Here is a 22,537-nt window from a genome sequence, read left to right on the forward strand (position 1 = left end):
ATTGAAAACATTTTTTACTCCGTCAATTGTTCAGCTGATTCGCTACGGCGTTGTCGGTGTGTTAAATAATTTTGTGCTTTATCTCGGTTATTTAGTGTTGGTATCTGCAGGGGTTGGGGCAAAGCTATCAATGACCCTTATGTATTTAACGGGCGTTGCTGTCGGGTTTCTCGCTAATCGCAACTGGACTTTCAAACACGGGAAGGGGCGCGGAGCGCTTATTAGATACGTTCAGATGCATGTAACGGGCTATTTTTTGAATTTTTTGCTGTTATTTACTTTTGTCGACGTGCTGCGCTATCCACATCAGGTGGTTCAAGCACTCTCTATAATCGTTGTCGCGATATTCGGCTTTTTCATGTGTAAGTACTACGTGTTTCGTTTTAGTTGATTATTTATCCAAAACATTGGCCGTTGGTGCCACCTTTAGGGGTTAATTCTTTGCGTCACGTCAGCCTCCCGCCACTTGCGTCTGATCATACGGCACCTTTACCGCGATACTTGTACTTGCTGGTTATTTTCGGAGTCAGTCTCATTCCTGTGATGATGACGATCGTCGCCACACTGATAGCCAGTGGTGGTGATTGGCAGAACGTCATGCCTGCCTGGAGTGATGAAATCATGCACTGGCATCAGGTTGCCACTGCTATCCGGGCTAAATTTGATGGGGGTTACTACACTCTGTGGGAGCAACCTGCCCCTCTGGAGGCATTTCATTTTTATGCCTGGGGTCCCTGGTTCTATTTTATCTATGCCATTCCGGGAAGTCTGTTTGGATGGGGGCCTTACAGTCTCCCAATAATCAATCTGACAGCATTGACAATCGCGCTGGTGTTTTTTTGCTGGACGGCGCGTTTGAGCCTTCGTCAACTGGGAATGCTGGCACTTATTCTGCTGACATTCTGGCCCGGGCTGTTGCATTACCCGCTAAGCATGCTGGAAACCCTGCATTTTGCGGTGGCGGTGGCGCTGGCGACATTTTGGATTCCGCTTTGGCAGCGGGGGCCGCAAGCGTCTTTTTCACTCAAGGTGTGCATGCTGGTTTTCATCGCTTTTATTGCCTTCTTGCGACCTTCCTGGTTGGTGATTCTCCTGCCCTGTCTGCTGCTTATGCTCGGGTCCACCCGCAAGATGTTTCTGATATCGGTCGTGGTGACGCTTGGCGCGGGGATCGGGTCGATGTATCTGTTTGATAAAGTGCGTGCACCTTATCTATTGGGTGGGCAGGGGATTTTGGCGATTGGGGACCCCCTGAGTGCCTATTTGCATAGAGTCTTCGACAATCTTGAGGCTTTTTTCAGTGTTTTGAAAAGTCCGGCTGAAATTGTGTTCACCCTGCAATTCATATTTGTCCTCGGGCTCGGAACAATCGCTTTGATGGGTATCAAGCGCTTCCAATGGCTAACACCGCAGGAAGGCGTTTTTCACTTTCTCAGCCTGGGCGGAATATTGGCGGCATGTATTATTTTTTATCACGCGGGGTCCTGGCGCGACTACCGCCTGCTGAGTGCACAGCTTCTGCTCAGTATGCTGGTTCTACTGTATTTCAAGCGCTACATACCTTTGATCTTGATGGTTGTGGTCGCGCTTCTTTTCTCACCTGGCGTTTTATCCACGTTTCAGGAGCGCATTGATTCCAAGATGCTCAGCCGTCAGGCCGATCGAGTGGCATTCAAGGAAAGTCTGCAGGATCATCTTGAATACGATCCGATGCAAAAGAACCCATGGTGCAACACGCTGAACATTAGTGTGGAGAGCTTCCGTGCTGAATTGATCGAGATACCCGCAGGAATCGGAATCAGCTTTTTCATTTCGAACAGTGATCCGATGCCAATGCGCTCTCGTTATTGGCTACTTGCCAATGATGGGGTCGCCAATTCCCTTCTAGTGGCTAACCCACATGCTTCATTGATTGCAATCTCCAAGACCCCTGTGGGGACGCTTTATCTTAATGAAAAAGCAGATTGCAGCACTGCGCCGAGGTGATTTCACTCATTCAGGGTGGCAGCCAGGGGGGAATGCTCAACGCAATTTCGTGCATTGAAACCGCTTGATCCGGGCCCGGTAGCGAATGGCGATCATGTCCAGCTCCGCCACCGACAGCTTGTTGGCGCGATAGACCTGGAACGGCTCATGCCATGACCACTGGCAGCGGTGCGCCGTGGCGCGCAACGGATGCATCAATTGCTCAAGGTCAAAGCCATTCGACCCGGTCTCGCAGTAGGACTCGGGGCTGTTGCCGGCGGTAGCCACCAGCATCACCGGCAGTCCCTCAAGGTGCCGGCCCTCGGATTCATAAGCGATGTAATACATGCGCGTCAGCACGCTGTCTTGCCAGGTCTTGAGCAGCGCCGGCGTCGAATACCACTGCACGGGGAACTGCAACACCAACCGTTGCGCCGACAACAGGCGTTGCACTTCCAGCTTGGTGTCCACCTGATCGCTCGGGTAAGCGCCATACAGATCGACAATCTCGATCCCCGGCAGATCCTTTACCGACTCCAGCAGCGTGCGGTTGGTGTAGGAGCGGCCAAGGTCGGGGTGGAAACACAGAATCAGGGTGGTGTCGGTCATGGCGTGCCCGGCGTGAGTGAAAGGGAGCCCAAGCGTGCCAGCGTGGTGTAAATTGCTCCAATGGATGGTTTGTCTAGTTAGGTATTGATTCAATGAATCTGCGTTCGGTGGACCTCAACCTGTTGACCGTGCTCGACGCGTTGCTCGACGAAGCCCACGTCTCGCGTGCCGCCGAACGTGTCGGCCTGTCGCAACCGGCGGCGTCCAATGCGCTGGAGCGCTGTCGCCACCTGTTCGAGGATCGCCTGCTCGAACGGGCGCCGGGCGGGATGCTGCTGACGCCCAAGGCACAAGCGCTGCGCGGGCCGCTGAAAGAGATTCTGGGTTCGGTGAGTGCGTTGGTCGGCGCCGCCAGTGCCGACCTGCGCACCTTGCGACAGACCGTGCGCGTGGTGATGGCGGACTTCCCCGCGATCATCGTTGCGCACCCCCTGCACCAGCGACTGGCGCAACGGGCGCCGGGCATCGACCTGGTGATTCAACCCTGGCAGGGCGGCGAGGCGGCCCAGGAAAGCCTCAGTCGTGGGCAGAGTGACCTGGCCATGTCCGTGTTCCCCAGCCTCGGCCCCGACTTCACCCGACGCCTGCTGCTGCACGAGCATTTCGTGGTGGCGATGCGTCCCGGTCATCCGGCAATCCCGGGCTTTGATCTGCAACGCTGGCTGAGTTATCCACATGTGCTGGTGTCGGGGCAGGGCGCCACCTGGGGGCCGCTCGATGAACTGTTGAAAGAGCAGGGCCTGTCTCGGCGGGTCGGCATCGTCGTGCCGAGCTTCGTCATGGTGCCGGACCTGTTGGCCGGTTCGGACCTGATTTCCCTGTTACCCAGCCGCTGCTTGTCGATGTCGATGGCCAGGACCTTGCACACCGTGGCACCGCCGATTGACGTGCAAGGGTTCCCGTTGCACCTGGCCTGGCATAAGCGCCGGGATGAAGACGTGGCCGTGCAATGTGTCGCGCGGGTGTTGGAGGCGGTGATTAGCGAGCTACAGTAAATGGGCGATGCCGTTCGTCATTGATCAGAAGGGAGCCCACATGAATAGAATCATCCTGCCGGCACTGGCCATTTTCATCGCCGCGCAATCCCCGGCGTACGCCATCAGCGACAAGTACCGCAAACAGCTTGAGCAATCGGGTTGTACACAAGTCAGCGAGACCCAGGGCTGCGATATCCACAAGAGCAAGGCCGAAAACGCCAAGGCCGGGTTCACCAATCCTGCTGCCGATGGCGCGAGTACCCAGACGCCTTATGCCGGGCAATGGGTCGCCAAGAGCGATGCCGGCGCAACCGTTGCCACCATTCGGATCGATGCCAGGGAACAGGTCTGGGTCAATGGCAAACGGGTGAACGCCAAGCGCACCGATGGCACGCTGCAGTTTCGCCAGGGCAAGCTGACGTTCACCATTCAAGGGGATCGACGGTTGCAGAATGAGGATTACTGGACCGACAGCGATGCCGGGACCCGGGGGCCGATTCAGATCGAATGACCCCGGATCAAACGGCACGCAACCCCTGTAGGAGCGAGCCTGCTCGCGATGGTCTCAAGAGCGCCGCGTTGATCCAGAAGACACGCGTTATCGTTAACGACCATCGCGAGCAGGCTCGCTCCTACAGTTAAGCCTCCCAGCCTGCGCCACTCACCGCCGCCTGCGCCAGCGGATGCAAATCCGCCGGGTGCTCCGCCTGCCAGGCCAGCAACTCCTTGCGCATGCCCGGCGTCCAGAACATCTGCAGATGATTACGCACCCCGAGCACGGCCTGTTGCTCGTCCGGCTCGCTGGCGAAGTACTGGGCGATCTGGTTGGCCATCTTGATCAGGTTGGCAGTGCTCATCGACGTACCTCCGCTTTCGCGCCTTGACGGCGTTCCTTGAGCAAACGGTGCTGTTCGTCAGTGAATTCCTGAAAGCGTTTTTGCCACGCCGAAGGGTGGTAGACGCGGCTGACTTCCACGGCGGTGACCTTGTACTCCGGACAGTTGGTGGCCCAGTCGGAGTTGTCGGTGGTGATCACGTTGGCCCCCGACTCCGGGAAGTGGAAGGTGGTGTACACCACGCCTGGGGCAACCCGTTCGGTCACCCGCGCACGCAGCACAGTCTGCCCGGCGCGGCTGCCGATGCCGACCCAATCGCCTTCATTGATGCCACGGCTCTCGGCGTCGGTCGGGTGGATTTCCAGGCGGTCTTCATCGTGCCAGGCGACGTTCTCGGTACGCCGGGTCTGGGCGCCGACGTTGTACTGGCTGAGGATGCGCCCGGTAGTGAGCAGCAGCGGATAGCGGCTGTTGACCTTCTCCTCGGTGGGCACGTAGCCGGTGAGCATGAAGCGCCCCTTGCCACGCACGAATTGCTCGATGTGCATGGTCGGCGTGCCGTCCGGCGCGGCGGCGTTGCACGGCCATTGCAGGCTGCCGTGGCGTTCCAGTTCGGCGTAGCTGACGTTGGTGAAGGTCGGCGTCAGGCGGGCGATTTCATCCATGATGTCCGATGGGTGCTTGTAGTTCATCGGATAGCCCAGGGCATTGGCCAGCGCCACGGTGCCTTCCCAGTCGGCCTTGCCGCCCAGCGGGTCCATGACCTTGCGCACCCGCGAGATACGGCGTTCGGCGTTGGTGAAGGTGCCGTCTTTCTCCAGGAACGAAGCGCCCGGCAGGAATACGTGGGCGAACTTGGCGGTTTCGTTGAGGAAGATGTCCTGCACCACCACGCATTCCATGGCCGACAGGGCCGCGGTGACGTGCTGGGTGTTCGGATCGCTTTGGGCGATGTCTTCGCCCTGGCAATACAGACCTTTGAAACTGCCGGCCAGCGCCGACTCGAACATGTTGGGAATGCGCAGGCCCGGATCGGGTTGCAGGGTGACGTTCCACGCCTGTTCAAACTCGGTCCTCACCGCCACGTTGGAGATGTGCCGGTAGCCGGGCAACTCGTGGGGGAAGGAACCCATGTCGCAGGAACCCTGCACGTTGTTCTGCCCCCGCAGCGGGTTCACACCGACGCCTTCGCGACCGATGTTGCCGGTGGCCATGGCGAGGTTGGCGATGCCCATCACCGCCGTGCTGCCCTGACTGTGTTCGGTAACGCCCAGACCGTAGTAGATCGCGGCGTTGCCGCCGGTGGCATACAGGCGAGCGGCGGCACGAATATCGGCAGCGTCGACCCCGCAGACAGGAGCAAGGGCTTCCGGCGAATTCTCCGCACGGCTGACGAACTCGCTCCAGCGAGCGAAATCGTTGCCCTCGCAACGGGCGTCGATAAAGGGCTGGTTTTGCAGGTTTTCGGTGATGATCGTGTGGGCCAGCGCGTTGAGCATGGCGACGTTGGTGCCAGGGCGCAGGGCCAGGTGATAGTCGGCGCGGGCGTGCACCGAATCCACCAGATCGATACGCCGTGGGTCGATCACGATCAGCCGCGCGCCTTCACGCAGGCGACGCTTGAGTTGCGAGGCGAACACCGGGTGGGCGTCGCTGGGGTTGGCGCCCATCACCAGGACGACGTCGGCCTTCATCACCGAGTCGAAACTCTGGGTGCCGGCGGACTCGCCCAGGGTCTGTTTCAAGCCATAACCGGTCGGCGAGTGGCAAACCCGCGCGCAGGTGTCGACGTTGTTGTTGCCGAAGGCCGCACGCACCAGTTTCTGCACCAGATAGGTTTCTTCGTTGGTGCAGCGGCTGGAGGTGATGCCACCGATGGAATCGCGGCCGTATTTTTGCTGCAACCGACGGAATTCGCTGGCGGCGTAGGTCACCGCTTCATCCCAGCTGACTTCCTGCCACGGGTCGCTGATGTTTTGGCGGATCATCGGTTTGGTGATGCGATCCGGGTGCGTGGCGTAGCCCCAGGCAAAGCGCCCCTTGACGCAGGAGTGGCCGTGGTTGGCCTGGCCGTTCTTGTCCGGAACCATGCGCACCAGCTGGTCGCCTTTCATCTCGGCGCGGAACGAGCAGCCCACGCCGCAATAGGCGCAGGTGGTGATCACGCTGCGTTCCGGCTGGCCCAGTTCGACCACGCTTTTTTCCATCAGCGTCGCGGTGGGGCAGGCTTGCACACAGGCGCCGCAGGACACGCATTCCGAGTCGAGGAAGTTGTCCCCACCGGCCGCCGCCACGCGGGATTCAAAACCGCGCCCGGTGATGGTCAGGGCAAAGGTGCCCTGGGTTTCCTCACAGGCGCGCACGCAACGGTTACAGACGATGCACTTGCTCGGGTCGTAGTCGAAATAAGGGTTGGACGTATCCTTCACGTCGGCCAGATGGTTCTCGCCTTCGTAGCCGTAGCGCACCTCCCGCAGGCCGACCTGGCCGGCCACGGTTTGCAGCTCGCAGTTGCCGTTGGCCGAGCAGGTCAGGCAGTCCAGCGGGTGGTCGGAGATGTACAGCTCCATGACGTTGCGCCGCAGCGTCGCGAGCTTCGGCGTCTGGGTGTGCACGGTCATGCCTTCGCTGACCGGCGTGGTGCAGGAGGCGGGATAGCCGCGCATGCCGTCGATCTCCACCAGGCACAGGCGGCAGGAGCCGAAGGCTTCCAGGCTGTCAGTGGCGCAGAGCTTGGGAATGGTGGTGCCCATCAGCGCGGCGGCGCGCATCACCGAAGTGCCTTCGGGCACGGTGATGCTGCGGCCGTCGATGTTCAGGGTGACTTGCACATCGCTTTCGCGGGCCGGCGTGCCGAGGTCGATATCGGTTTTCGGGTCGAAGAGCGTGATCATTGTTCGGCCTCCGAGGCTTGCAGACCGAAGTCGGCGGGGAAGTACTTGAGGGCGCTGGTCACCGGGAAGGGAGCCATGCCGCCCAAGGCGCACAGCGAACCGTATTGCATCGTGTCGCACAGGTCCTTGAGGATGATCGCCTGCTCATCGCGACCGCCCTGGTCCTTGGATGCCAATAGGCGATCGATCACCTCGACGCCCCGGGTTGAGCCGATGCGGCACGGCGTGCATTTGCCGCAGGATTCCTCGGCGCAGAACTGCAGGGCGAAACGCGCCATCTGGGCCATGTCGAGGCTGTCATCCGCTACCACCACACCGCCGTGGCCAAGCATCGCGCCCATGGCGGCGAAGGCCTCGTAATCGAGTGGCGTGTCGAATTGCGACGGTGGCACCCAGGTGCCAAGCGGGCCGCCGACCTGTGCGGCTTTCAGCGGCCGGCCACTGGCAGTACCGCCGCCGTAGTCTTCCAGCAGCTCGCGCAAGGTCAGGCCGAAGGCCCGTTCCACCAGACCGCCTCGGCGAATATTGCCCGCGAGCTGGAAGGGCATGGTGCCCAGCGAGCGACCCATGCCGTAGTCGCGATAGAACTGCGCGCCCTTGGCCAGAATCAGCGGCACCGAGGCCAGGGTCAGCACGTTATGCACCAGCGTCGGTTGGCCGAACAGGCCCTGCAAGGCGGGGATCGGCGGCTTGGCGCGGACGATGCCGCGCTTGCCTTCGAGCGAGTCCAGCAGGGCGGTTTCTTCACCGCAGATGTAGGCGCCGGCACCGACGCGCACTTCCATATCGAAGGCCAGGCCGCTGCCGCCGACATTGGCGCCGAGGTAACCGTTTTCTCGGGCAATGTTCAGCGCGGCGCGCAGGGTGGCCACGGCGTCGGGGTATTCGGAGCGGACATAGATGTAGCCCAAGGTGGCGCCGACGCTGATCCCGGCAATCGCCATGCCTTCGATCAGCAGGAAGGGGTCGCCTTCCATCAGCATGCGGTCGGCGAAGGTGCCGGAGTCGCCTTCGTCGGCGTTGCAGACGATGTATTTCTGCGCAGCCTGGGTGGCGCGCACCGTGCGCCACTTGATCCCGGCGGGGAAGGCCGCGCCGCCCCGGCCACGCAGGCCGGAATCGAATACGGCGGTGGCGGTTTGTTCGCCGCCGATGGCGACGGCTCTTGTCAGGCCTTCGAAACCGCCGTGTGCGCGGTAATCGTCCAGCGACAGCGGTCGGGTAATGCCGGCGCGGGCAAATAGCAGGCGTTGTTGAGTCTTCAGATAGGGCAATTCTTCCACCAGGCCCAAGGCCAATGGATGGGAGGAGGGATTGCCCAGTGCTTCGAGCACGGACGGCACATCTGTAGCGGTCAGCGGACCGAAGCCGATCCGGCCTTGCGGAGTTTCCACTTCCAGCAACGGCTCCAGCCAGTACAGCCCGCGAGAACTGGTGCGCTGCAACTCCAGCGGCAGATTACGTTCCCTGGCCTGAGTGATCAGGGCAGTGGACACCTCGTCGGCACCCACGGCACGGGCCAGCGAATCACAGGGCAGATAAAGAGTCGGCATCACGCGTCCTCCCGGCAAGCGTCGAGCAAGGCATCCAGCCGCTCGGCACTGAGCCGCGCATGCACCCGGCCATCCAGCTCAAGGGCTGGCGAACAGGCGCAGGCACCCAGGCAATAAACGGGGCGCAAACTGATGCTGCCGTCGGCGCTGCTGCCGTGATCATCCAGTTGCAGACGCTCGCGCAACTGCGCGGCCAACTGCTCGGCCCCACGGCTCTTGCAGGATTCGGCTCGGCATAGGCGCAGGATATGTTTGGCAGGAGGTGCAGTTCGGAAGTCATGGTAAAAACTGATCACCCCGCGAACCTCGGCCTGACTCTGGTTCAGCGCATGGGCAATCTCGGGGATGGCCGCATCGGGGATGTAGCCGATGCGTTCCTGAATATCATGAAGAATGGGCAACAGCGCACCCGGGGAGCCCTTGTGGCGCTCCAGCAGCGTGTTGACCACAGGCAGGTGCAACTCAACATCAGGCATTCAGCAATCCTCACGGTCACGGACACACCAGGCGGTCGTCGGTTGTCCGAAAGTGTCGGCTGCGGCATTCACACCACGTCACGGTATCGTGGCAATTTCAGGCCGGTGGCCAGGGCACCCTGAATGGGCATCTTGTTGTGCCCGGGTGCGGTCTTCGCCGTACCTCTGCAAGGGCATAAAAGGCAGATTGCCACGCGGCCTTTGATTTATTCGCACCAAAGCGACGTGTTTGGTTCTGTCTGCGACTTCTTGTTAAGTCTAGCCAGTTGGGGGCGAAAAGCCCGTGGGAGGGGGGAGGGGGTGCTTGTTTTGATTGGATTGGATTGGGTGTGGATCCGTTGCTGCGGTAACGGCTACTAATGGTTCCGCTCTTACAGCGGGTTACTTGGAAAAGCGCCAAGTAACCAAGCGCTCTTGCCCCTTTCGTTCGGTGCCTCGCTAATGCTCGGCATGCCCTTGCTCCGGTCCTGCTCCGTGGGCCCGCCGCCATCGGCCATCCATGGCCGGGGGCGGCTAACCCGGCATCCATGCCGGGTTGCCCACTGCGCAGAACCTGCGCTCGGCCTCACGAGGGGGCAAGAAGATCAAAAGCAAGAGCGAGGCGGCCTGATAGCCGACCTAATTCGCGGATGTACGCGTACCCCCTGTAGGAGCGAGCCTGCTCGCGAAAAACGCCCAGACGCCGCGTTCATTCAGACAGCCCGCGTTATCGTTGACGACCATCGCGAGCAGGCTCGCTCCTACAGTGGATTGCGTACACCAGCTAAAGCCAGGTCGGCTTTAAGGCCGCCTCGCTTTGGCTTTTGATTTTGATCTGGGCGCCCCGTTAAACCACGCTGGCCGAACGCAGGCATTGCGCAGTGGGGAAACCGGCAGGACGCCGGTTTAGCCGCGCTGGGCCAGGGACGGCCCATCGCGGCGACCCACGGAGCAATGCCTTCGTTCGGGCATGCCGAGCCTAAGCGAGGCACCGAGTGGTGGGGCAAAGAGCGCTTGGTTACTTGGCGCTTCTCCAAGTAACCCGCTGTAAGAGCGGAACCATTAGTAGCCGTTACCGCAGCAACGGATATGTACCCCAGCCCCTAACCGAGCCCAGCCGACACCACACCCCCCGTCCACAATCCCCCGCAGGAGCAAACTGCCTCTACGGGAAAAAGGACCTAGCACGGCAGGAAGTGCCCCCCATTGACGTCCAGTTGCGCGCCGGTGATGACCTTGGCGTAGTCGCTGGCCAGGTACAGGGCGGCCATGGCGCAGTCGCCGTCTTCGGGGATCTTGCGCAGGGGGATCTGCTGCGCGATCTGGTCCACCAGCGACTCCATCGGGACGCCCAAGCGCCTGGCTTCGCTTTCGAAATAACCGATCACCGGCGCGCCCCACATCCAGCCCATGAAGGTCGAGTTGACGCGGATGCCGAACGGGCCGAGATCCTGGGCCAGGTACTGCACCGCGGTTTTCAGCGCGCCCTTGGACACGGCGTAGCCGGCTTCCAGTTGGTTGGGAACGCGGGTGGCCATGGTGTTGATCATGACGATGCTGCCGGATTTCTGCTTTTTCATCTGTGGCAGCACGGCCTGGGTCATTTGCAGGGTGCCGAACAGGTTGACGTCCATGGCCTTGCGCCAGTCGTCCATCGATGACGCCGAGGAAGTGCCCCAGGCGCCGTGGGCGTAGGCGGAGTTGATCAGCACATCGATCTGGCCGAAGTGCTCCAGGGTGAGGTCGGCGAGTGTCTGGCACTGATCGACCTGAGCGATGTCGGTGGGGACTTTCAGGATCGGGGTGCTGTAGCCCGCGTCGCGGACCGCCTGTTCGGCCTGATCCAGCTTGGCCGGGGTGCGCGCGGCCAGGACCACGGCCTTGGCCTGGTATTCGGCGGCACGCACGGCGAGCTTGATGCCCAGGCCAGGGCCGACGCCGGAAATGATGACCACTTTATCTTTCAGCAACATGAGCAATTACCTTCTTATTGTTGTGGGGCGAATGGGCTGTTCAGGCACGGCTGGCGTGCAGTGCCTCGGCGCGTCGCTTCAAATCCCGGGCCATCTGGTCGAAGCCGATTTTTACCCAGGCGCCGTGTTCACGCATGATGGTGTCCTGGTTCAGCCCCAGGAAAATGTCGGTGGTGAAATAGCGGCAGCGGTTGGCATCGATGGCCTTGATGTACTGATCGCGGCGGGCGGCATCCATGTTTTCCGGGACGGGGCGCTGCTCCCAGGACAACAGTTGCTCCGGGTCGCAGGCCACGAGGTATTCGAAGACCGGAACGGTCTCGCCGGTATCGGGCGTCAGTACCTGCATGTGCACCGGGTCGCCGATCTGCAAGCCGCACTGGATGTCCGGGCAGAAGCTGTTCCACTCGCGGTATTTTCCCAGGTCGGTCAGCACTTCCCAGACCACCCTGGCGGGGGCGTCAATCTCCACGGTGATGGAGGTCACGATGTTTTCGGCCTTGGCCATGACTCACTCCTGTTGTGCACTCAATTGATGGGGCGGGAGGTGATCTGCAGCTGCTCGCTCAAGGGCTGGACCGTTTCGAGCAGGGTTTCGTAGCCCGTCTCGGCGATCATCCAGCGCTCGCCATGCTTGATGTAGCGATCCTGGTAGATCGCGCTGCCGTGCATGTGGGTGTTTTCCTCGAGGTTGATGAACACGTAGCTCAGGTACCAGAGGGCCGTGGCCCGGTCGCCATCGACGTCGATTTCCGGGGTGTGACCGTTGTGGGTGGCCAGGCGGGTCCGGGTGAACGAGGTGCGGTAGAAGTCCAGCGCATCGCCCAGGCCATTGACGTGGAACTGGTAGGCCGGGCTCTTGAACGACAGGGCGACGTCTTCGGTGAGCATGCCTTGCAGCATCTCGATGTTGCCGGTGTCGATGGCACGGAAATAGCGCGCCTTGAGCTGCTTGATCAGCTCGATTGCTTCTAGATCCAACATGGGAAACCTCCTTTTGGCCTCTCAGGCACTGAGCTGGTACTCGCTGGTGAGGATGCAGTCGATCTTCTGGAAATCGATGAACCGGCTGGTCGATTCGTACATGGCCTGCTGGCGCCGGGCGCAGGTGTCCGGGTCGCCCAGGGCGGCGAAAAACCCCTGGGGATTGCCGATGGCCTCGGGCGGGAAGTTTTCTTCGACGATCGCGTGCAGCACTGGCGCACCGAAGGTGAGCGCGCGGACCACGGTGTTCTGCCGGTAGCCGAAGATCGACTGCAAGGGATAGGCGTTCGGCCCGTGCCCGTTGCGCCAGGTCTCGTACCACTGCTCGTAGCTCATCCGGTGTGGCTTGTGCAGCAGCGCCACCTGATTCATCCCCGGAGTACGCTGGCCAACCGGCACCCGGTATTGCGCGGCGCGGGCCTGGCGTTCTTCGGGGTAGGGTTCGGATTCCAGCACCAGATAGGCCTCCAGGCGGCTGGTGAAGGGCGTCACGATTGCCTGGATGGCGGGCCATTGCGAGGCACTGTCCAGCCATAACGAGAGCAGTCCGTCCAAGGGCACGGCGCTGTTGGTGATGCGCTGTGCCGACGCGGCGGCCACTCCATCATCGACCAGCATGACGCGGATGTTTTTTGCGCCGGCGGCCGCCAGTGCTTCGCGCAGGCCGAGCAAATCCGCACGCCATTGCTCGGCGCCGGGTTGTGCCGGCTTCCACAGGGTCAGCATGATTTTTTCCATGAATCCTCCGGCTTCGCTCAGTGGTGGGTGCGCAAATGACGGGCGCGGTATTCGCTGTAGTCCTGGGTCATCTGTGCCTCGTTCAAGCCGAAGCGTTCCAGGCTGTAATCGTGGCTGGCCCGCTTTTCCCGGCTGTTCTGCGCCAGCCAGGCTTGCGCGTCGGCGCGGGCCTGGTCGGTGAACGGCAGCCGGGCAAAGGCGTAGACCTGTTCCAGCACGGCCATCGGCTGGTTGACGGTGTCGGCGAAATGGATGTCGAGGAAGCGCTCGGCAGGCTGTTGATCGCGGACCTGCAGGGTGTGGCGGATGCCACGGGCCATGCGCGTGTTCCACTGCGCGCCAGCGGCTTTCGGGTCCGGGTGGTCGCTGTACATCTGCCACAGGGTATGGGCCATGCTGGCCATCGAAGGGATGGTCTGGGCCGGTTCGCGGTGGGTCAGAATCACCTGGGCCTTGGGGAACACTTCCAGCAACAGGTGCAGGGTGTGCAGGTGCTGGGGAGCCTTGAGCAGCCAGCGCTGGCCTGCGGGTTCCCCCCGCTGGTCTTTCTGCCATTGCAGGAACTGCAGCATTTTTTTCAACTGGGTGTAGACCGGTCGCTGGTCTTGCTGATCGAGCCAGCGGGTGTAGCTGGGCACGTTGACGTAGGCGTCCATGGCGCACATGAACGAGTGCTCCATGAGCATGAACTCTTCGTCGCACAGCATGGCATCCAGCGGGTGGATCGCGAGGATCTGCGGGATGACCTCGGCCATCAGCTCGACTTCGGCCTTGGCCTGGGCGATGCGTTGGGCCGGCTCCGCCAGGGTTTCGCCTTGCAGGGGTGCCGGATAGCGGGTCTCCCACCAGGCGGCGGAATAGAAGCGCGGATCCACCGCCAGCGTGCGCTGAAGCATGGTGGTGCCGGTGCGCGGCAAACCGACGATGACCAACGGATCGTCGATCGCTATCGCGGTGATTTCCGGGTAGCGGCGCAGGTAGTCCTCCATCACCAGGCGGTTGACCAGTTGCCCCACCAACCGTTCCTCCAGCAAGTGCAGGCCGGACGGCGACAGCCGGGCTTCGGCGGCCAGGGCATCGAGCAGCGCCTGCAACGACTCGCGATAGTTGTCGTCGCCAAAATGGCTCAGGCCGTGGGTGCGCGCGATGGCGCTGGCCAACAGTGTGTCGACCGTCAGATCTTCAATTTTCGTCTGCGCGTTCATACGGCCTCCGCAACGTCAGCCAGGTCGACCACCCGGGTGGTGGGGTGGCATTGCGACTGGGCTCCGACCCAGCGCAGGCACAGGGTGCCCTGGCGGACGCCGGCGGTTTGCAGCCAGTTGCTGACCCCGGGATCGCGCTCGCTGAGGACCAGGGTCACGCCGCCGTTGTCGTCGTAGCGGGCCTGGTGCTTGTTGATGCAGATGGTGTGGTAGCGGTAGTCCAGCGACTCCATCCAGTAGTTGTTGATCTGCAGGTTCCAGAAGTCGCATTCCGGGACCTTGTCGATGTGGATGACCAGCGCCTGGTCGTCCGCCAGCGCCCAGTGCGAGTGGTAGTAGAAAATGTTCGGGTCGCCGCCCACCGACTGGCACAGCGCCTGGTTGGCCGGTGGCAACTGGTTGCTGTGGGGCAGGTAACTCTCGCTCCAGTCGGCGAACAGCCGGGCGGTGTTCTCCACGAAGCTGGAGACCCGCGCCAGGCCTTGCTGGAACGTCGCCGGGTCAAGGGCCGCTGGCCTGGCATCGGTGCCGATACGCTCGATGCTCAGCTTGGCCGGTACTTCGGCAGCCCGATCGAGGAAGGTCTGGCGCACGATCAGCGCGTTGGTGGCGTCTTCCATTTTCAGCCAGTTGCCGGGTTGCGGCTCGCGGCTGAGGAGGATTTCGAAGTGGCCCTGGGCATCGACCTGTAGCTGGCTGGCGTCGATGAAACCGGTCTGGACCAGGGTGCCGTCGGTTTCATAACCGCCTTTCTGGGTGCCGAAGCTCAAGTAGGCGACGCTGCCGCGCTGGCCCTTGATGCGGTATTGCAGGGTGCCGTCCAGGCGAGAGTATTCGTAGAGGTTGTCCGGGTTGTCGGCCCCGATCTTCGCGCTCTCGTGGGAGGTCTTGAAGAAGCTCGGAAAGGCCGGGTCGGCAAACTCGATGTGCATCTCCAGGCCGATGCGCAGCAGGCGCGTGAGGTAGCGGAAACCCTCGGCGCGGGTGGCGGCGTCGGCGGGGGCTTCGGGGCGCAGGATCTGCTCGCCGCAGCGCTTGAGGTGATCGCAGAACGTGGCCCAGGTCTGGCCACTCGACAGCTGTTGTTCGTCAATAGAGTTGATTGTCATTGTTAGACTCTCTTGATGGGGCGAACCCGGCCCCTGAGCGCCTCCGCAGAGGCGCCCGGGCCCGGGCACTGGGGGCTAGAATTCCTTGGCGATCACGCCGCGCTCGATCAACACCTCGATGATCCGGTCCACGGCGCCTTCGGGCGTCAGCTTGCTGGTCTGGATATGGATGTCCGGCTGGCCCGGCACCTCATAGGGCGAGTCGATCCCGGTGAAGTTTTTCAACTCGCCGCGACGAACTTTCTTGTACAGGCCCTTGGGGTCGCGCTCTTCGGCCACGGCCAGCGGCGTGTCGACGAAGATCTCGATGAACTCGCCTTCCTGCAGCAGCCCGCGCGCCATTTCGCGCTCGGAGCGGAACGGCGAAATGAAGGCCGTCAGCACAATCAGCCCGGCGTCCACGAACAACTTGGACACCTCGGCCACCCGGCGAATGTTTTCCACCCGGTCGGCATCGGTGAAGCCCAGGTCGCGGTTCAAGCCGTGACGCACATTGTCGCCATCGAGCAGGTAGGTATGGCGACCGCGGGCATACAGGCGGGTCTCCAGCAGGTTGGCAATGGCCGACTTGCCGGCGCCGGACAAACCGGTGAACCACAACAGCACGGGCTGCTGCCCCATCTGTTCCGCGCGCGCCTGCTTGTTCACATCCACGTGCTGCATATGAATGTTCTGCGAGCGGCGCAGGGAGAACTCGATCAGGCCCGCGCCGACGGTGGCGTTGGTCAGGCGGTCGATGAGGATGAAACTGCCGGTTTCGCGGTTGTTCTTGTAGGCGTCGAACGCGATCGGCTGGCTGGTGAACAGGTTGCACACGCCGATCTCGTTCAACGAAAGCTCCCGGGCCGCCAGGTGCTCCATGGTGTTGACGTTGATCTTGTACTTGGGCACCGCCAGCGTCACCGGCAGGGTCTTGCCGCCGATCTTCATCAGGTAGGGGCGACCGGCGAGCATCGGCTGCTCGTGCATCCAGATCAGGTTGACCTGGAACTGGTCGGCCACACTGGCCGGGTCCTCGGACGTGGTCAGCACATCGCCGCGACTGCAATCGACTTCATCGGTCAAAGTCAGGGTGATGGACTGTCCGGCCACGGCCTGTTGCAGGTCGCCATCGAGGGTCACGATGCGGGAAATGCGGCTCTCCTGTCCGGCCGGCAGCACACGAACGCGGTCGCCGGGGTGAATCACGCCGCTGGCGATGGTGCCGGTGAAACCACGGAAATCCAGGTTGGGCCGGTTGACCCACTGCACCGGCATGCGGAACGGCAGCTTCTGCTGGTGGGCTTCGTCGATCTCGACCGTTTCCAGGTAGCCCATCAGCGTGGTGCCGCGATACCACGGCATGTGTTCGCTTTGTTCGGTGATGTTTTCACCACGCAGCGCGGACATCGGGATGGCGGTGAAATCCTGCAGGTTGATCTGCTTGGCGAAGGTGCGATAGTCGTCGACGATGGCGTTGAAGACTTTCTCCGAATAGTCCATCAGGTCCATCTTGTTGACGGCCAGCACCACCTTGCGAATGCCAAGCAACGAAGCCAGGTAACTGTGGCGCCGCGATTGCGTCAGCACGCCGCGCCGGGCGTCGATCATCACCACGGCCACGTCCGCCGTGGACGCGCCGGTCACCATGTTGCGGGTGTACTGCTCATGGCCGGGGGTGTCGGCGACGATGAACTTGCGCAGCTCGGTGGAGAAGAACCGGTAGGCCACGTCGATGGTGATGCCCTGTTCGCGCTCGGCGGCCAAGCCATCGACCAGCAGCGCGAAATCCAGCTCGCCGCCCTGGGTGCCGTCTTTTTTCGAGTCGGCTTCCAGCGCTTCCATCTGGTCTTCGAAGAGCATCTTCGAATCGTAGAGCAGGCGCCCGATCAGGGTGCTCTTGCCATCGTCCACACTGCCGCAGGTGATGAAACGCAGCAGGCTCTTGTGCTCGTGGGCCTTGAGGTATTGGCCGATATCCTCGGCAATCAGGTCAGATACGTGTGCCATTAGAAGTACCCCTCTTGTTTTTTCTTCTCCATCGATGCGGACGAGTCGTGGTCGATCATTCGCCCCTGACGCTCGGACGTGCGGGTCAGCAGCATTTCCTGAATGATCTTGGGCAGCGTGTCGGCATCGGACTCGACGGCACCGGTGAGGGGGTAGCAACCCAGCGTGCGAAAGCGCACGTTGCGCACCATCGGCACTTCACCCGGGTTGAGGGGCATGCGCTCGTCATCGACCATGATCAGCATCCCGTCGCGCTCGACCACCGGGCGCGGCGCGGCGAAGTACAGCGGCACGATCGGAATGTTTTCCAGGTAGATGTATTGCCAGATGTCCAGCTCGGTCCAGTTGGAGAGAGGGAACACGCGGATCGACTCACCCTTGTGTTTGCGCGTGTTGTACAGGTGCCAGAGTTCCGGGCGCTGGTTCTTCGGGTCCCAGCGGTGCTGGTCGGAGCGGAAGGAAAAAATCCGCTCCTTGGCCCGGGATTTCTCCTCGTCGCGGCGTGCACCGCCGAACGCCGCGTCGAACCCGTAGTGGTCCAGCGCCTGCTTCAGGCCTTCGGTCTTCATGATGTCGGTGTGGATTTGCGAGCCGTGCTTGAACGGGCTGATGCCCATTTCAATGCCTTCGGGGTTGGTGTGGGTCAGCAGCTCCACGTTCAGTTTGGCCACCATCTGATCGCGGAAGCGGTACATCTCCTGGAACTTCCAGGTGGTGTCGACATGCAGCAGGGGGAACGGCGGCTTGGCCGGGTAGAAGGCTTTCATCGCCAGGTGCAGCATCACTGCGCTGTCCTTGCCGATGGAGTAGAGCATGACCGGGTTGTCGGATTCGGCGACAACCTCGCGCATGGCCTGGATGCTTTCAGCCTCCAGTCGTTGCAAGTGGGTAAGCGTCATAGATTTGTCCTTCGCTTTTTGTTGTTGTCGTTTATCAACGTACAACTGGCGCGGTTCGGACTTATGCGCGACTTGATGTTTTAACATCTGGCGCAGCATCAGCAGCATGGGGTGGCGGGGCAGGGCGCCGGCGACCTGCGCCGGGATGTCGAGCGCCCCGTCGGGGGCGATGCGCGCGGCCTGCTGGCAGATGTCGGTCGCCAGCTCGCGGGCGCCGCTGAGCATGGCGCTGGCTTCGGGCAGGTGAAACAGATGCAGGCGGTCGGCGTGCTCGTGCGCCCAGCTGATGAAGGTGGCGGCGCGTTGCCAGTGCATGCCCGACAGCAGGGCAAACACCTTGCGTTCGGCGCTGCGATGCAGGCGGTCGAAGAACGCTTGCAGATGGGGTGCGCGCAAGCTGTCTTCGTATGGCAGCCAGAGCACCTTGCCGCGATTGCTGACCGCGCGCAGCACGCCATGACTGAGTTTGCCCAGGTCGTTGCGCGCACCGAAGTCGTCGATCCAGAGGATCTCGCCATTCTGCGCGCGGGCCTGTTCAAGGATGTGCCGGTAGGTGCTGCGGTACCAGCGTTGCACGGCCAGCGAAGCGCCGGCGACACGCTTGGCCGGGCGCTCCGCATTGAGCTGCCAGCGTTGCAGGTAGTGGGCGGCGGTGCGCTCCGGCAAGTCGATACCGTGCAGGCGCTTGACCAGCGCCTGCATGGCCTCCAGCTGCCACAGCACGAAGGGCAACTCGTGCCGCTCGGGCGGTGTGCTGACCAGCAGCTGGTAGATGAGTTGTTCCTGTTGTGCGGTGAGACTGCGGCCTTCGCCTTGCTTGCGTCCCCGGTCGCGCACCGGCACGGCCTTCCATCCGCCGGTTTGCCAGGCCTTGTAGGCGGCAATGATCGTCGGCGATGACAGCCCCGTGTCCTGGCTGATGGCCTTGAGCGTGCTGCCGGCGATGCGCAACTGCACGGCCCGCAGGCGCAGCCTGTTTATTTGCGCAACGGGTAACGAATTGCCGTGGGACACAGGAACTCCTGTTAAACATCCAGTTGCTGATTAGCGATGGGGTGGATGTCTGTACTGTTCTCCGATCCGCAAAACGGCGCATAGGCCGAATGGACCATACGAAGAACAAAAACAGGAGAAATCCCATGAACGAGCCACTGGCTGTTCTGCTCGAAGACGTCATCGGTATTGCGCGCGCGGCGGGCGAACGGGTGATGGAGGTGTACCACTCGGATTTCGAGGTGCGCGGCAAGGTCGATGCCTCGCCGGTGACCGAGGCTGACGAACGCGCCGAGGCCCTGATTCTGCAAGCCCTGGCGGCGCGCACCCCGCAGATCCCGGTGATCTCGGAGGAGGCCGCCGCTGCCGGCCAGGTGCCCGAAGTCAGCCAGCGCTTCTGGCTGGTCGACCCGCTCGACGGCACCAAGGAATTCATCAATCGCAACGGCGAATTCACCGTCAACATCGCCCTGATCGACCACGGCGAACCGGTGCTGGGCGTCGTCCTCGCCCCCGCGCTGGAACGCCTGTTCGCCGGCGCCCGAGGTTGCGGCGCCTTTATCGAACAGGCCGCACAGCGCCAGCCCATCCACTGCCGCGCGGTGCCGGAAGACGGCCTGGACGTGGTTGCCAGCCGCTCCCATGGCGATGCCGAAGCCCTGGACGCATTCCTCGACGGACGCAAGGTACGTTCCCTGAAAAGCGCCGGCTCATCCCTGAAAATCTGCCTGGTGGCCGCCGGCGAAGCCGACCTCTACCCGCGCCTGGGCCGCACCATGGAATGGGACATCGCCGCCGGCCACGCCGTCCTGGCCGCCGCCGGCGGACAGGTCTGCACCCTCACGGGCGACGTGCTGGGTTACGGCAAGCCGGGTCTGGATAACCCGCATTTTTATGCGCGGGGGCTGGAGGGGTAAGCGGGGAGATACCACTCGATCAAGCATCGCAATCCCCGATCTCCTGGTGCCGGCTCTGTCCGGCATCCGGTTCGGGCCTGCTTGTGTCTGGAGCAGGGACATTGTCTACTTCATCCCGCTCCACGGTTCAGGAATCCAACCTCGACAACAGGGAACAGCAGATGATTGATTTCAACAACAAAGGCTTCTTCAAACTCAAGCAAAACGAAGAATACGCAGAACGCGTCAGCGCATTGCTGTTGGAAGGGGAACAGGTCATCGACGCCTACAAGTCCATGCGCGACGGCGTGGTCTTCACCAACAAACGCATCATCGCCGTCAACGTACAGGGCATCACCGGCAGCAAAAAAGACTTCACCTCGCTACCCTACAAAAACATCGTCGCCTACTCGGTAGAAACCTCCGGCACCTTCGACCTGGATTCGGAACTGGAGATCTACTTCTCGTCACTGGGAAAGGTGAAATTCGAATTCACCGGCAGGACCTCGATGGTGGAAATTTCGAAGCTGATTTCCCAGCATCTGCTCTGAGCCGAACGATCAAATACTCCGAAAAATATGGGCTAGCGCAAAAAAACATGAGAGCGAGCCTGCTCGCGAAGGCGCCAGCCCAGCCAACACCCGACCAGGGGGAAATGAGGGCAGGTTATTGCCGAGCGCTAACTTTTTTGATCGCCGCCCTTTCACTTATTGAATATCTTTCAGATACCCTTTGAGTGCGAAAAGCGGGCCATCAAGCTGCTCCATCGTCCGCACCGCGCTGAGATCCGCTGCCAATTTATGCAGCTCGCGGCCAAGGACCGTATCGACACCGCCGATGGCGTCCAGCGCCAGACTCAGGCATTCCTCCACTTTCGCCTGGATCGCCTCGATATCGCCCTTGCGGACCAGCAAACCGAATACCTCACGCTCATAGTCGCTCATGACCAGATCGTCACGCAGAATCGGACTTTGATCTTCAGTCTCGTAAGCAAGCTTGAGAGAGAAGAGGGCGACGGTTTCCAGTTGCGATTCCATGGGGGAGTCCTCGTGAAAGGGTCAGGCGGGGTGAATGGTAAAAGAGAGAAGCAAGGTCAACTGATCGCAGCCTTCGGCAGCTCCTACACGGGACAGTGGGGTGTCAGGTGCTTTTTTATAGGCGAAAAAAAAGGCCTTGCTAAGCAAGACCTTTCTTAATTTTGGTGCCCCGAGGGAGACTCGAACTCCCACTCCTTTCGAAAACGGATTTTGAATCCGCCGCGTCTACCAATTCCGCCATCAGGGCTCAATGGCGGCGAAGTATAGAGAGGTGATAACCGTCGGTCAATCAGGTACATGGAGAATTTTTGATATTTCCGCTAGACTTCCCGGCCCTGCTAGACGAACCCCATCATGCGCGTTGCTGACTTTACTTTCGAGCTTCCTGATTCGCTGATCGCCCGCCATCCTTTGGCCGAGCGTCGCGGTAGTCGCCTGTTGACCCTGGATGGGGTCAGCGGCGCCCTGGCACACCGTCAATTCACTGATTTGCTGGAGCATTTGCGCCCCGGCGACTTGATGGTGTTCAACAATACCCGGGTGATTCCGGCGCGGCTGTTTGGCCAGAAGGCTTCCGGCGGCAAGCTGGAAATCTTGGTGGAGCGGGTGCTGGACAGCCATCGCGTGCTGGCCCATGTGCGTTCCAGCAAGTCGCCCAAGCCGGGGTCGAAGATCCTGATCGATGGCGGTGGCGAGGCCGAGATGCTGGCGCGTCACGATGCGCTGTTTGAGCTGGGCTTTGCCGAAGAGGTGTTGCCGCTGCTCGACCGCGTCGGGCACATGCCATTGCCTCCTTATATAGACCGCCCGGATGAAGGCGCGGACCGCGAGCGTTACCAGACCGTCTACGCCGAGCGTTTGGGCGCGGTGGCGGCGCCGACGGCGGGGCTGCATTTCGATCAGGTGCTGCTGGAAGCGATTGCCGCCAAGGGCGTCGAAACCGCGTTCGTGACCTTGCACGTCGGTGCGGGCACCTTCCAGCCGGTGCGGGTCGAAAAGATTGAAGACCATCACATGCACAGCGAATGGCTGGAAGTCGGCCAGGACGTGGTGGATGCCGTTGCCGCCTGTCGCGCGCGCGGCGGTCGGGTGGTGGCGGTAGGGACCACCAGCGTGCGTTCCCTGGAAAGCGCCGCCCGCGATGGCGTGCTCAAGCCGTTCAGCGGCGATACCGACATTTTCATCTACCCGGGCCGGCCGTTTCACGTGGTCGATGCCCTGGTCACCAACTTCCATTTGCCCGAATCCACGCTGTTGATGCTGGTTTCGGCGTTTGCCGGTTATCCGGAAACCATGGCCGCCTATAAAGCCGCGGTCGATAACGGATACCGCTTTTTCAGCTACGGTGATGCGATGTTCATCACCCGTAACCCCGCGCCTGCCGGTCCTAAAGAGCCAGGCCCAGAGGAAACAGTATGAGTCGCG

At 61.5% G+C, this 22,537-nt stretch carries 21 protein-coding genes and 1 tRNA gene; 7 read left to right on the plus strand and 15 right to left on the minus strand.

The window, feature by feature from the left end; all coding sequences use genetic code 11:
• Position 1: 1 nt before the first annotated feature.
• Both F8N66_RS07130 and F8N66_RS07135 read left to right on the plus strand, forming a co-directional pair.
• Positions 2-391: a GtrA family protein gene (locus F8N66_RS07130; RefSeq protein ID WP_150769521.1), complete on the plus strand. Its 390-nt coding sequence runs from the start codon at positions 2-4 to the stop codon at positions 389-391.
• A gap of 116 nt (positions 392-507) precedes the next feature.
• On the plus strand, positions 508-1,986 hold the full coding sequence (locus tag F8N66_RS07135) for a hypothetical protein (RefSeq protein ID WP_150769522.1): 1,479 nt from the start codon (positions 508-510) through the stop codon (positions 1,984-1,986).
• A gap of 36 nt (positions 1,987-2,022) precedes the next feature.
• Here F8N66_RS07135 and F8N66_RS07140 read toward each other — a convergent pair whose 3' ends face one another.
• Positions 2,023-2,574, minus strand: a complete 552-nt coding sequence (locus F8N66_RS07140) for an NAD(P)H-dependent oxidoreductase (RefSeq protein WP_150769523.1) — start codon at positions 2,572-2,574, stop codon at positions 2,023-2,025.
• 92 nt (positions 2,575-2,666) lie between these two features.
• Here F8N66_RS07140 and F8N66_RS07145 point away from each other — a divergent pair, with 92 nt between their 5' ends.
• Together F8N66_RS07145 and F8N66_RS07150 are read left to right on the plus strand one after the other, a co-directional pair.
• Complete coding sequence (locus tag F8N66_RS07145) at positions 2,667-3,569, plus strand: LysR family transcriptional regulator (RefSeq protein WP_150769524.1); 903 nt, start codon at positions 2,667-2,669, stop codon at positions 3,567-3,569.
• A 40-nt stretch (positions 3,570-3,609) separates the two neighbouring features.
• On the plus strand, positions 3,610-4,062 hold the full coding sequence (locus F8N66_RS07150) for a hypothetical protein (RefSeq protein ID WP_150769525.1): 453 nt from the start codon (positions 3,610-3,612) through the stop codon (positions 4,060-4,062).
• Positions 4,063-4,189: 127 nt separating this feature from the next.
• Here F8N66_RS07150 and F8N66_RS07155 read toward each other — a convergent pair whose 3' ends face one another.
• From F8N66_RS07155 to cysD, 12 genes are all read right to left on the minus strand, one after another.
• Positions 4,190-4,408 (minus strand): formate dehydrogenase subunit delta, encoded by a 219-nt coding sequence (locus tag F8N66_RS07155; protein ID WP_150769526.1) that lies wholly within the window; start codon positions 4,406-4,408, stop codon positions 4,190-4,192.
• Positions 4,405-7,281, minus strand: a complete 2,877-nt coding sequence (gene fdhF / locus F8N66_RS07160) for a formate dehydrogenase subunit alpha (RefSeq protein ID WP_150769527.1) — start codon at positions 7,279-7,281, stop codon at positions 4,405-4,407. Before fdhF ends, F8N66_RS07155 begins: the two co-directional genes overlap by 4 nt.
• On the minus strand, positions 7,278-8,834 hold the full coding sequence (locus tag F8N66_RS07165; RefSeq protein ID WP_150769528.1) for a formate dehydrogenase beta subunit: 1,557 nt from the start codon (positions 8,832-8,834) through the stop codon (positions 7,278-7,280). Before F8N66_RS07165 ends, fdhF begins: the two co-directional genes overlap by 4 nt.
• Positions 8,834-9,310 carry a formate dehydrogenase subunit gamma gene (locus F8N66_RS07170; protein ID WP_150769529.1) on the minus strand — a complete coding sequence of 159 codons (477 nt, stop codon included), beginning with the start codon at positions 9,308-9,310 and terminating at the stop codon, positions 8,834-8,836. The genes F8N66_RS07165 and F8N66_RS07170 overlap by 1 nt, the downstream gene beginning before the upstream one ends.
• A gap of 1,160 nt (positions 9,311-10,470) precedes the next feature.
• Positions 10,471-11,262, minus strand: coding sequence for an SDR family oxidoreductase (locus F8N66_RS07185; protein ID WP_150769530.1), 792 nt, complete (start codon positions 11,260-11,262; stop codon positions 10,471-10,473).
• Positions 11,263-11,302: 40 nt separating this feature from the next.
• Positions 11,303-11,770: an SRPBCC domain-containing protein gene (locus tag F8N66_RS07190; RefSeq protein ID WP_150769531.1), complete on the minus strand. Its 468-nt coding sequence runs from the start codon at positions 11,768-11,770 to the stop codon at positions 11,303-11,305.
• A 20-nt stretch (positions 11,771-11,790) separates the two neighbouring features.
• Entirely contained in the window at positions 11,791-12,246 is a 456-nt protein-coding gene (locus tag F8N66_RS07195; protein WP_150769532.1) for a nuclear transport factor 2 family protein, read from the minus strand.
• 21 nt (positions 12,247-12,267) lie between these two features.
• Positions 12,268-12,984 carry an EthD domain-containing protein gene (locus F8N66_RS07200; protein ID WP_150769533.1) on the minus strand — a complete coding sequence of 239 codons (717 nt, stop codon included), beginning with the start codon at positions 12,982-12,984 and terminating at the stop codon, positions 12,268-12,270.
• Between the two features lie 17 nt (positions 12,985-13,001).
• Positions 13,002-14,189: a sulfotransferase family protein gene (locus tag F8N66_RS07205; protein ID WP_150769534.1), complete on the minus strand. Its 1,188-nt coding sequence runs from the start codon at positions 14,187-14,189 to the stop codon at positions 13,002-13,004.
• Positions 14,186-15,298 carry a DUF1214 domain-containing protein gene (locus F8N66_RS07210; protein ID WP_150769535.1) on the minus strand — a complete coding sequence of 371 codons (1,113 nt, stop codon included), beginning with the start codon at positions 15,296-15,298 and terminating at the stop codon, positions 14,186-14,188. The genes F8N66_RS07205 and F8N66_RS07210 overlap by 4 nt, the downstream gene beginning before the upstream one ends.
• Positions 15,299-15,373: 75 nt before the next feature.
• The gene (gene cysN / locus F8N66_RS07215; RefSeq protein ID WP_150769536.1) at positions 15,374-17,287 is read right to left on the minus strand and encodes a sulfate adenylyltransferase subunit CysN; all 1,914 of its coding nucleotides are present in this window, start codon (positions 17,285-17,287) and stop codon (positions 15,374-15,376) included.
• A complete protein-coding gene (cysD, locus tag F8N66_RS31985) occupies positions 17,287-18,888 on the minus strand; it encodes a sulfate adenylyltransferase subunit CysD (protein WP_318195339.1) in 1,602 nt (533 codons plus the stop codon). Before cysD ends, cysN begins: the two co-directional genes overlap by 1 nt.
• A 437-nt stretch (positions 18,889-19,325) precedes the next feature.
• Between cysD and cysQ the strand changes: the two genes are divergently transcribed.
• On the plus strand, positions 19,326-20,096 hold the full coding sequence (gene cysQ / locus F8N66_RS07225; RefSeq protein WP_150769538.1) for a 3'(2'),5'-bisphosphate nucleotidase CysQ: 771 nt from the start codon (positions 19,326-19,328) through the stop codon (positions 20,094-20,096).
• A gap of 161 nt (positions 20,097-20,257) precedes the next feature.
• Positions 20,258-20,626, plus strand: coding sequence for a PH domain-containing protein (locus F8N66_RS07230; RefSeq protein ID WP_093226569.1), 369 nt, complete (start codon positions 20,258-20,260; stop codon positions 20,624-20,626).
• A 156-nt stretch (positions 20,627-20,782) separates the two neighbouring features.
• On the opposite strand, the gene F8N66_RS07235 is transcribed toward F8N66_RS07230, so the two are convergent.
• Positions 20,783-21,112, minus strand: a complete 330-nt coding sequence (locus F8N66_RS07235; protein ID WP_150769539.1) for a hypothetical protein — start codon at positions 21,110-21,112, stop codon at positions 20,783-20,785.
• Between the two features lie 162 nt (positions 21,113-21,274).
• A tRNA-Leu gene (locus F8N66_RS07240) sits at positions 21,275-21,359 on the minus strand.
• A 107-nt stretch (positions 21,360-21,466) separates the two neighbouring features.
• Between F8N66_RS07240 and queA the strand changes: the two genes are divergently transcribed.
• Complete coding sequence (gene queA, locus F8N66_RS07245; RefSeq protein ID WP_150769540.1) at positions 21,467-22,531, plus strand: tRNA preQ1(34) S-adenosylmethionine ribosyltransferase-isomerase QueA; 1,065 nt, start codon at positions 21,467-21,469, stop codon at positions 22,529-22,531.
• Positions 22,532-22,537: the final 6 nt, after the last annotated feature.

This window comes from Pseudomonas fluorescens, from assembly GCF_902498195.1.
Lineage (GTDB): Bacteria > Pseudomonadota > Gammaproteobacteria > Pseudomonadales > Pseudomonadaceae > Aquipseudomonas > Aquipseudomonas fluorescens_BU.

Bases quoted from the DNA above. Each gene is read 5' to 3' on its own strand.
- F8N66_RS07140 (WP_150769523.1), bottom strand. From the start codon at position 2,574: ATGACCGACACCACCCTGATTCTGTGTTTCCACCCCGACCTTGGCCGC.
- F8N66_RS07145 (WP_150769524.1), top strand. From the start codon at position 2,667: ATGAATCTGCGTTCGGTGGACCTCAACCTGTTGACCGTGCTCGACGCG.
- F8N66_RS07150 (WP_150769525.1), top strand. From the start codon at position 3,610: ATGAATAGAATCATCCTGCCGGCACTGGCCATTTTCATCGCCGCGCAA.
- F8N66_RS07155 (WP_150769526.1), bottom strand. From the start codon at position 4,408: ATGAGCACTGCCAACCTGATCAAGATGGCCAACCAGATCGCCCAGTAC.
- fdhF (WP_150769527.1), bottom strand. From the start codon at position 7,281: ATGATCACGCTCTTCGACCCGAAAACCGATATCGACCTCGGCACGCCG.
- F8N66_RS07165 (WP_150769528.1), bottom strand. From the start codon at position 8,834: ATGCCGACTCTTTATCTGCCCTGTGATTCGCTGGCCCGTGCCGTGGGT.
- F8N66_RS07170 (WP_150769529.1), bottom strand. From the start codon at position 9,310: ATGCCTGATGTTGAGTTGCACCTGCCTGTGGTCAACACGCTGCTGGAG.
- F8N66_RS07185 (WP_150769530.1), bottom strand. From the start codon at position 11,262: ATGTTGCTGAAAGATAAAGTGGTCATCATTTCCGGCGTCGGCCCTGGC.
- F8N66_RS07190 (WP_150769531.1), bottom strand. From the start codon at position 11,770: ATGGCCAAGGCCGAAAACATCGTGACCTCCATCACCGTGGAGATTGAC.
- F8N66_RS07195 (WP_150769532.1), bottom strand. From the start codon at position 12,246: ATGTTGGATCTAGAAGCAATCGAGCTGATCAAGCAGCTCAAGGCGCGC.
- F8N66_RS07200 (WP_150769533.1), bottom strand. From the start codon at position 12,984: ATGGAAAAAATCATGCTGACCCTGTGGAAGCCGGCACAACCCGGCGCC.
- F8N66_RS07205 (WP_150769534.1), bottom strand. From the start codon at position 14,189: ATGAACGCGCAGACGAAAATTGAAGATCTGACGGTCGACACACTGTTG.
- F8N66_RS07210 (WP_150769535.1), bottom strand. From the start codon at position 15,298: ATGACAATCAACTCTATTGACGAACAACAGCTGTCGAGTGGCCAGACC.
- cysN (WP_150769536.1), bottom strand. From the start codon at position 17,287: ATGGCACACGTATCTGACCTGATTGCCGAGGATATCGGCCAATACCTC.
- cysD (WP_318195339.1), bottom strand. From the start codon at position 18,888: ATGCAGGCGCTGGTCAAGCGCCTGCACGGTATCGACTTGCCGGAGCGC.
- cysQ (WP_150769538.1), top strand. From the start codon at position 19,326: ATGAACGAGCCACTGGCTGTTCTGCTCGAAGACGTCATCGGTATTGCG.
- F8N66_RS07230 (WP_093226569.1), top strand. From the start codon at position 20,258: ATGATTGATTTCAACAACAAAGGCTTCTTCAAACTCAAGCAAAACGAA.
- F8N66_RS07235 (WP_150769539.1), bottom strand. From the start codon at position 21,112: ATGGAATCGCAACTGGAAACCGTCGCCCTCTTCTCTCTCAAGCTTGCT.
- queA (WP_150769540.1), top strand. From the start codon at position 21,467: ATGCGCGTTGCTGACTTTACTTTCGAGCTTCCTGATTCGCTGATCGCC.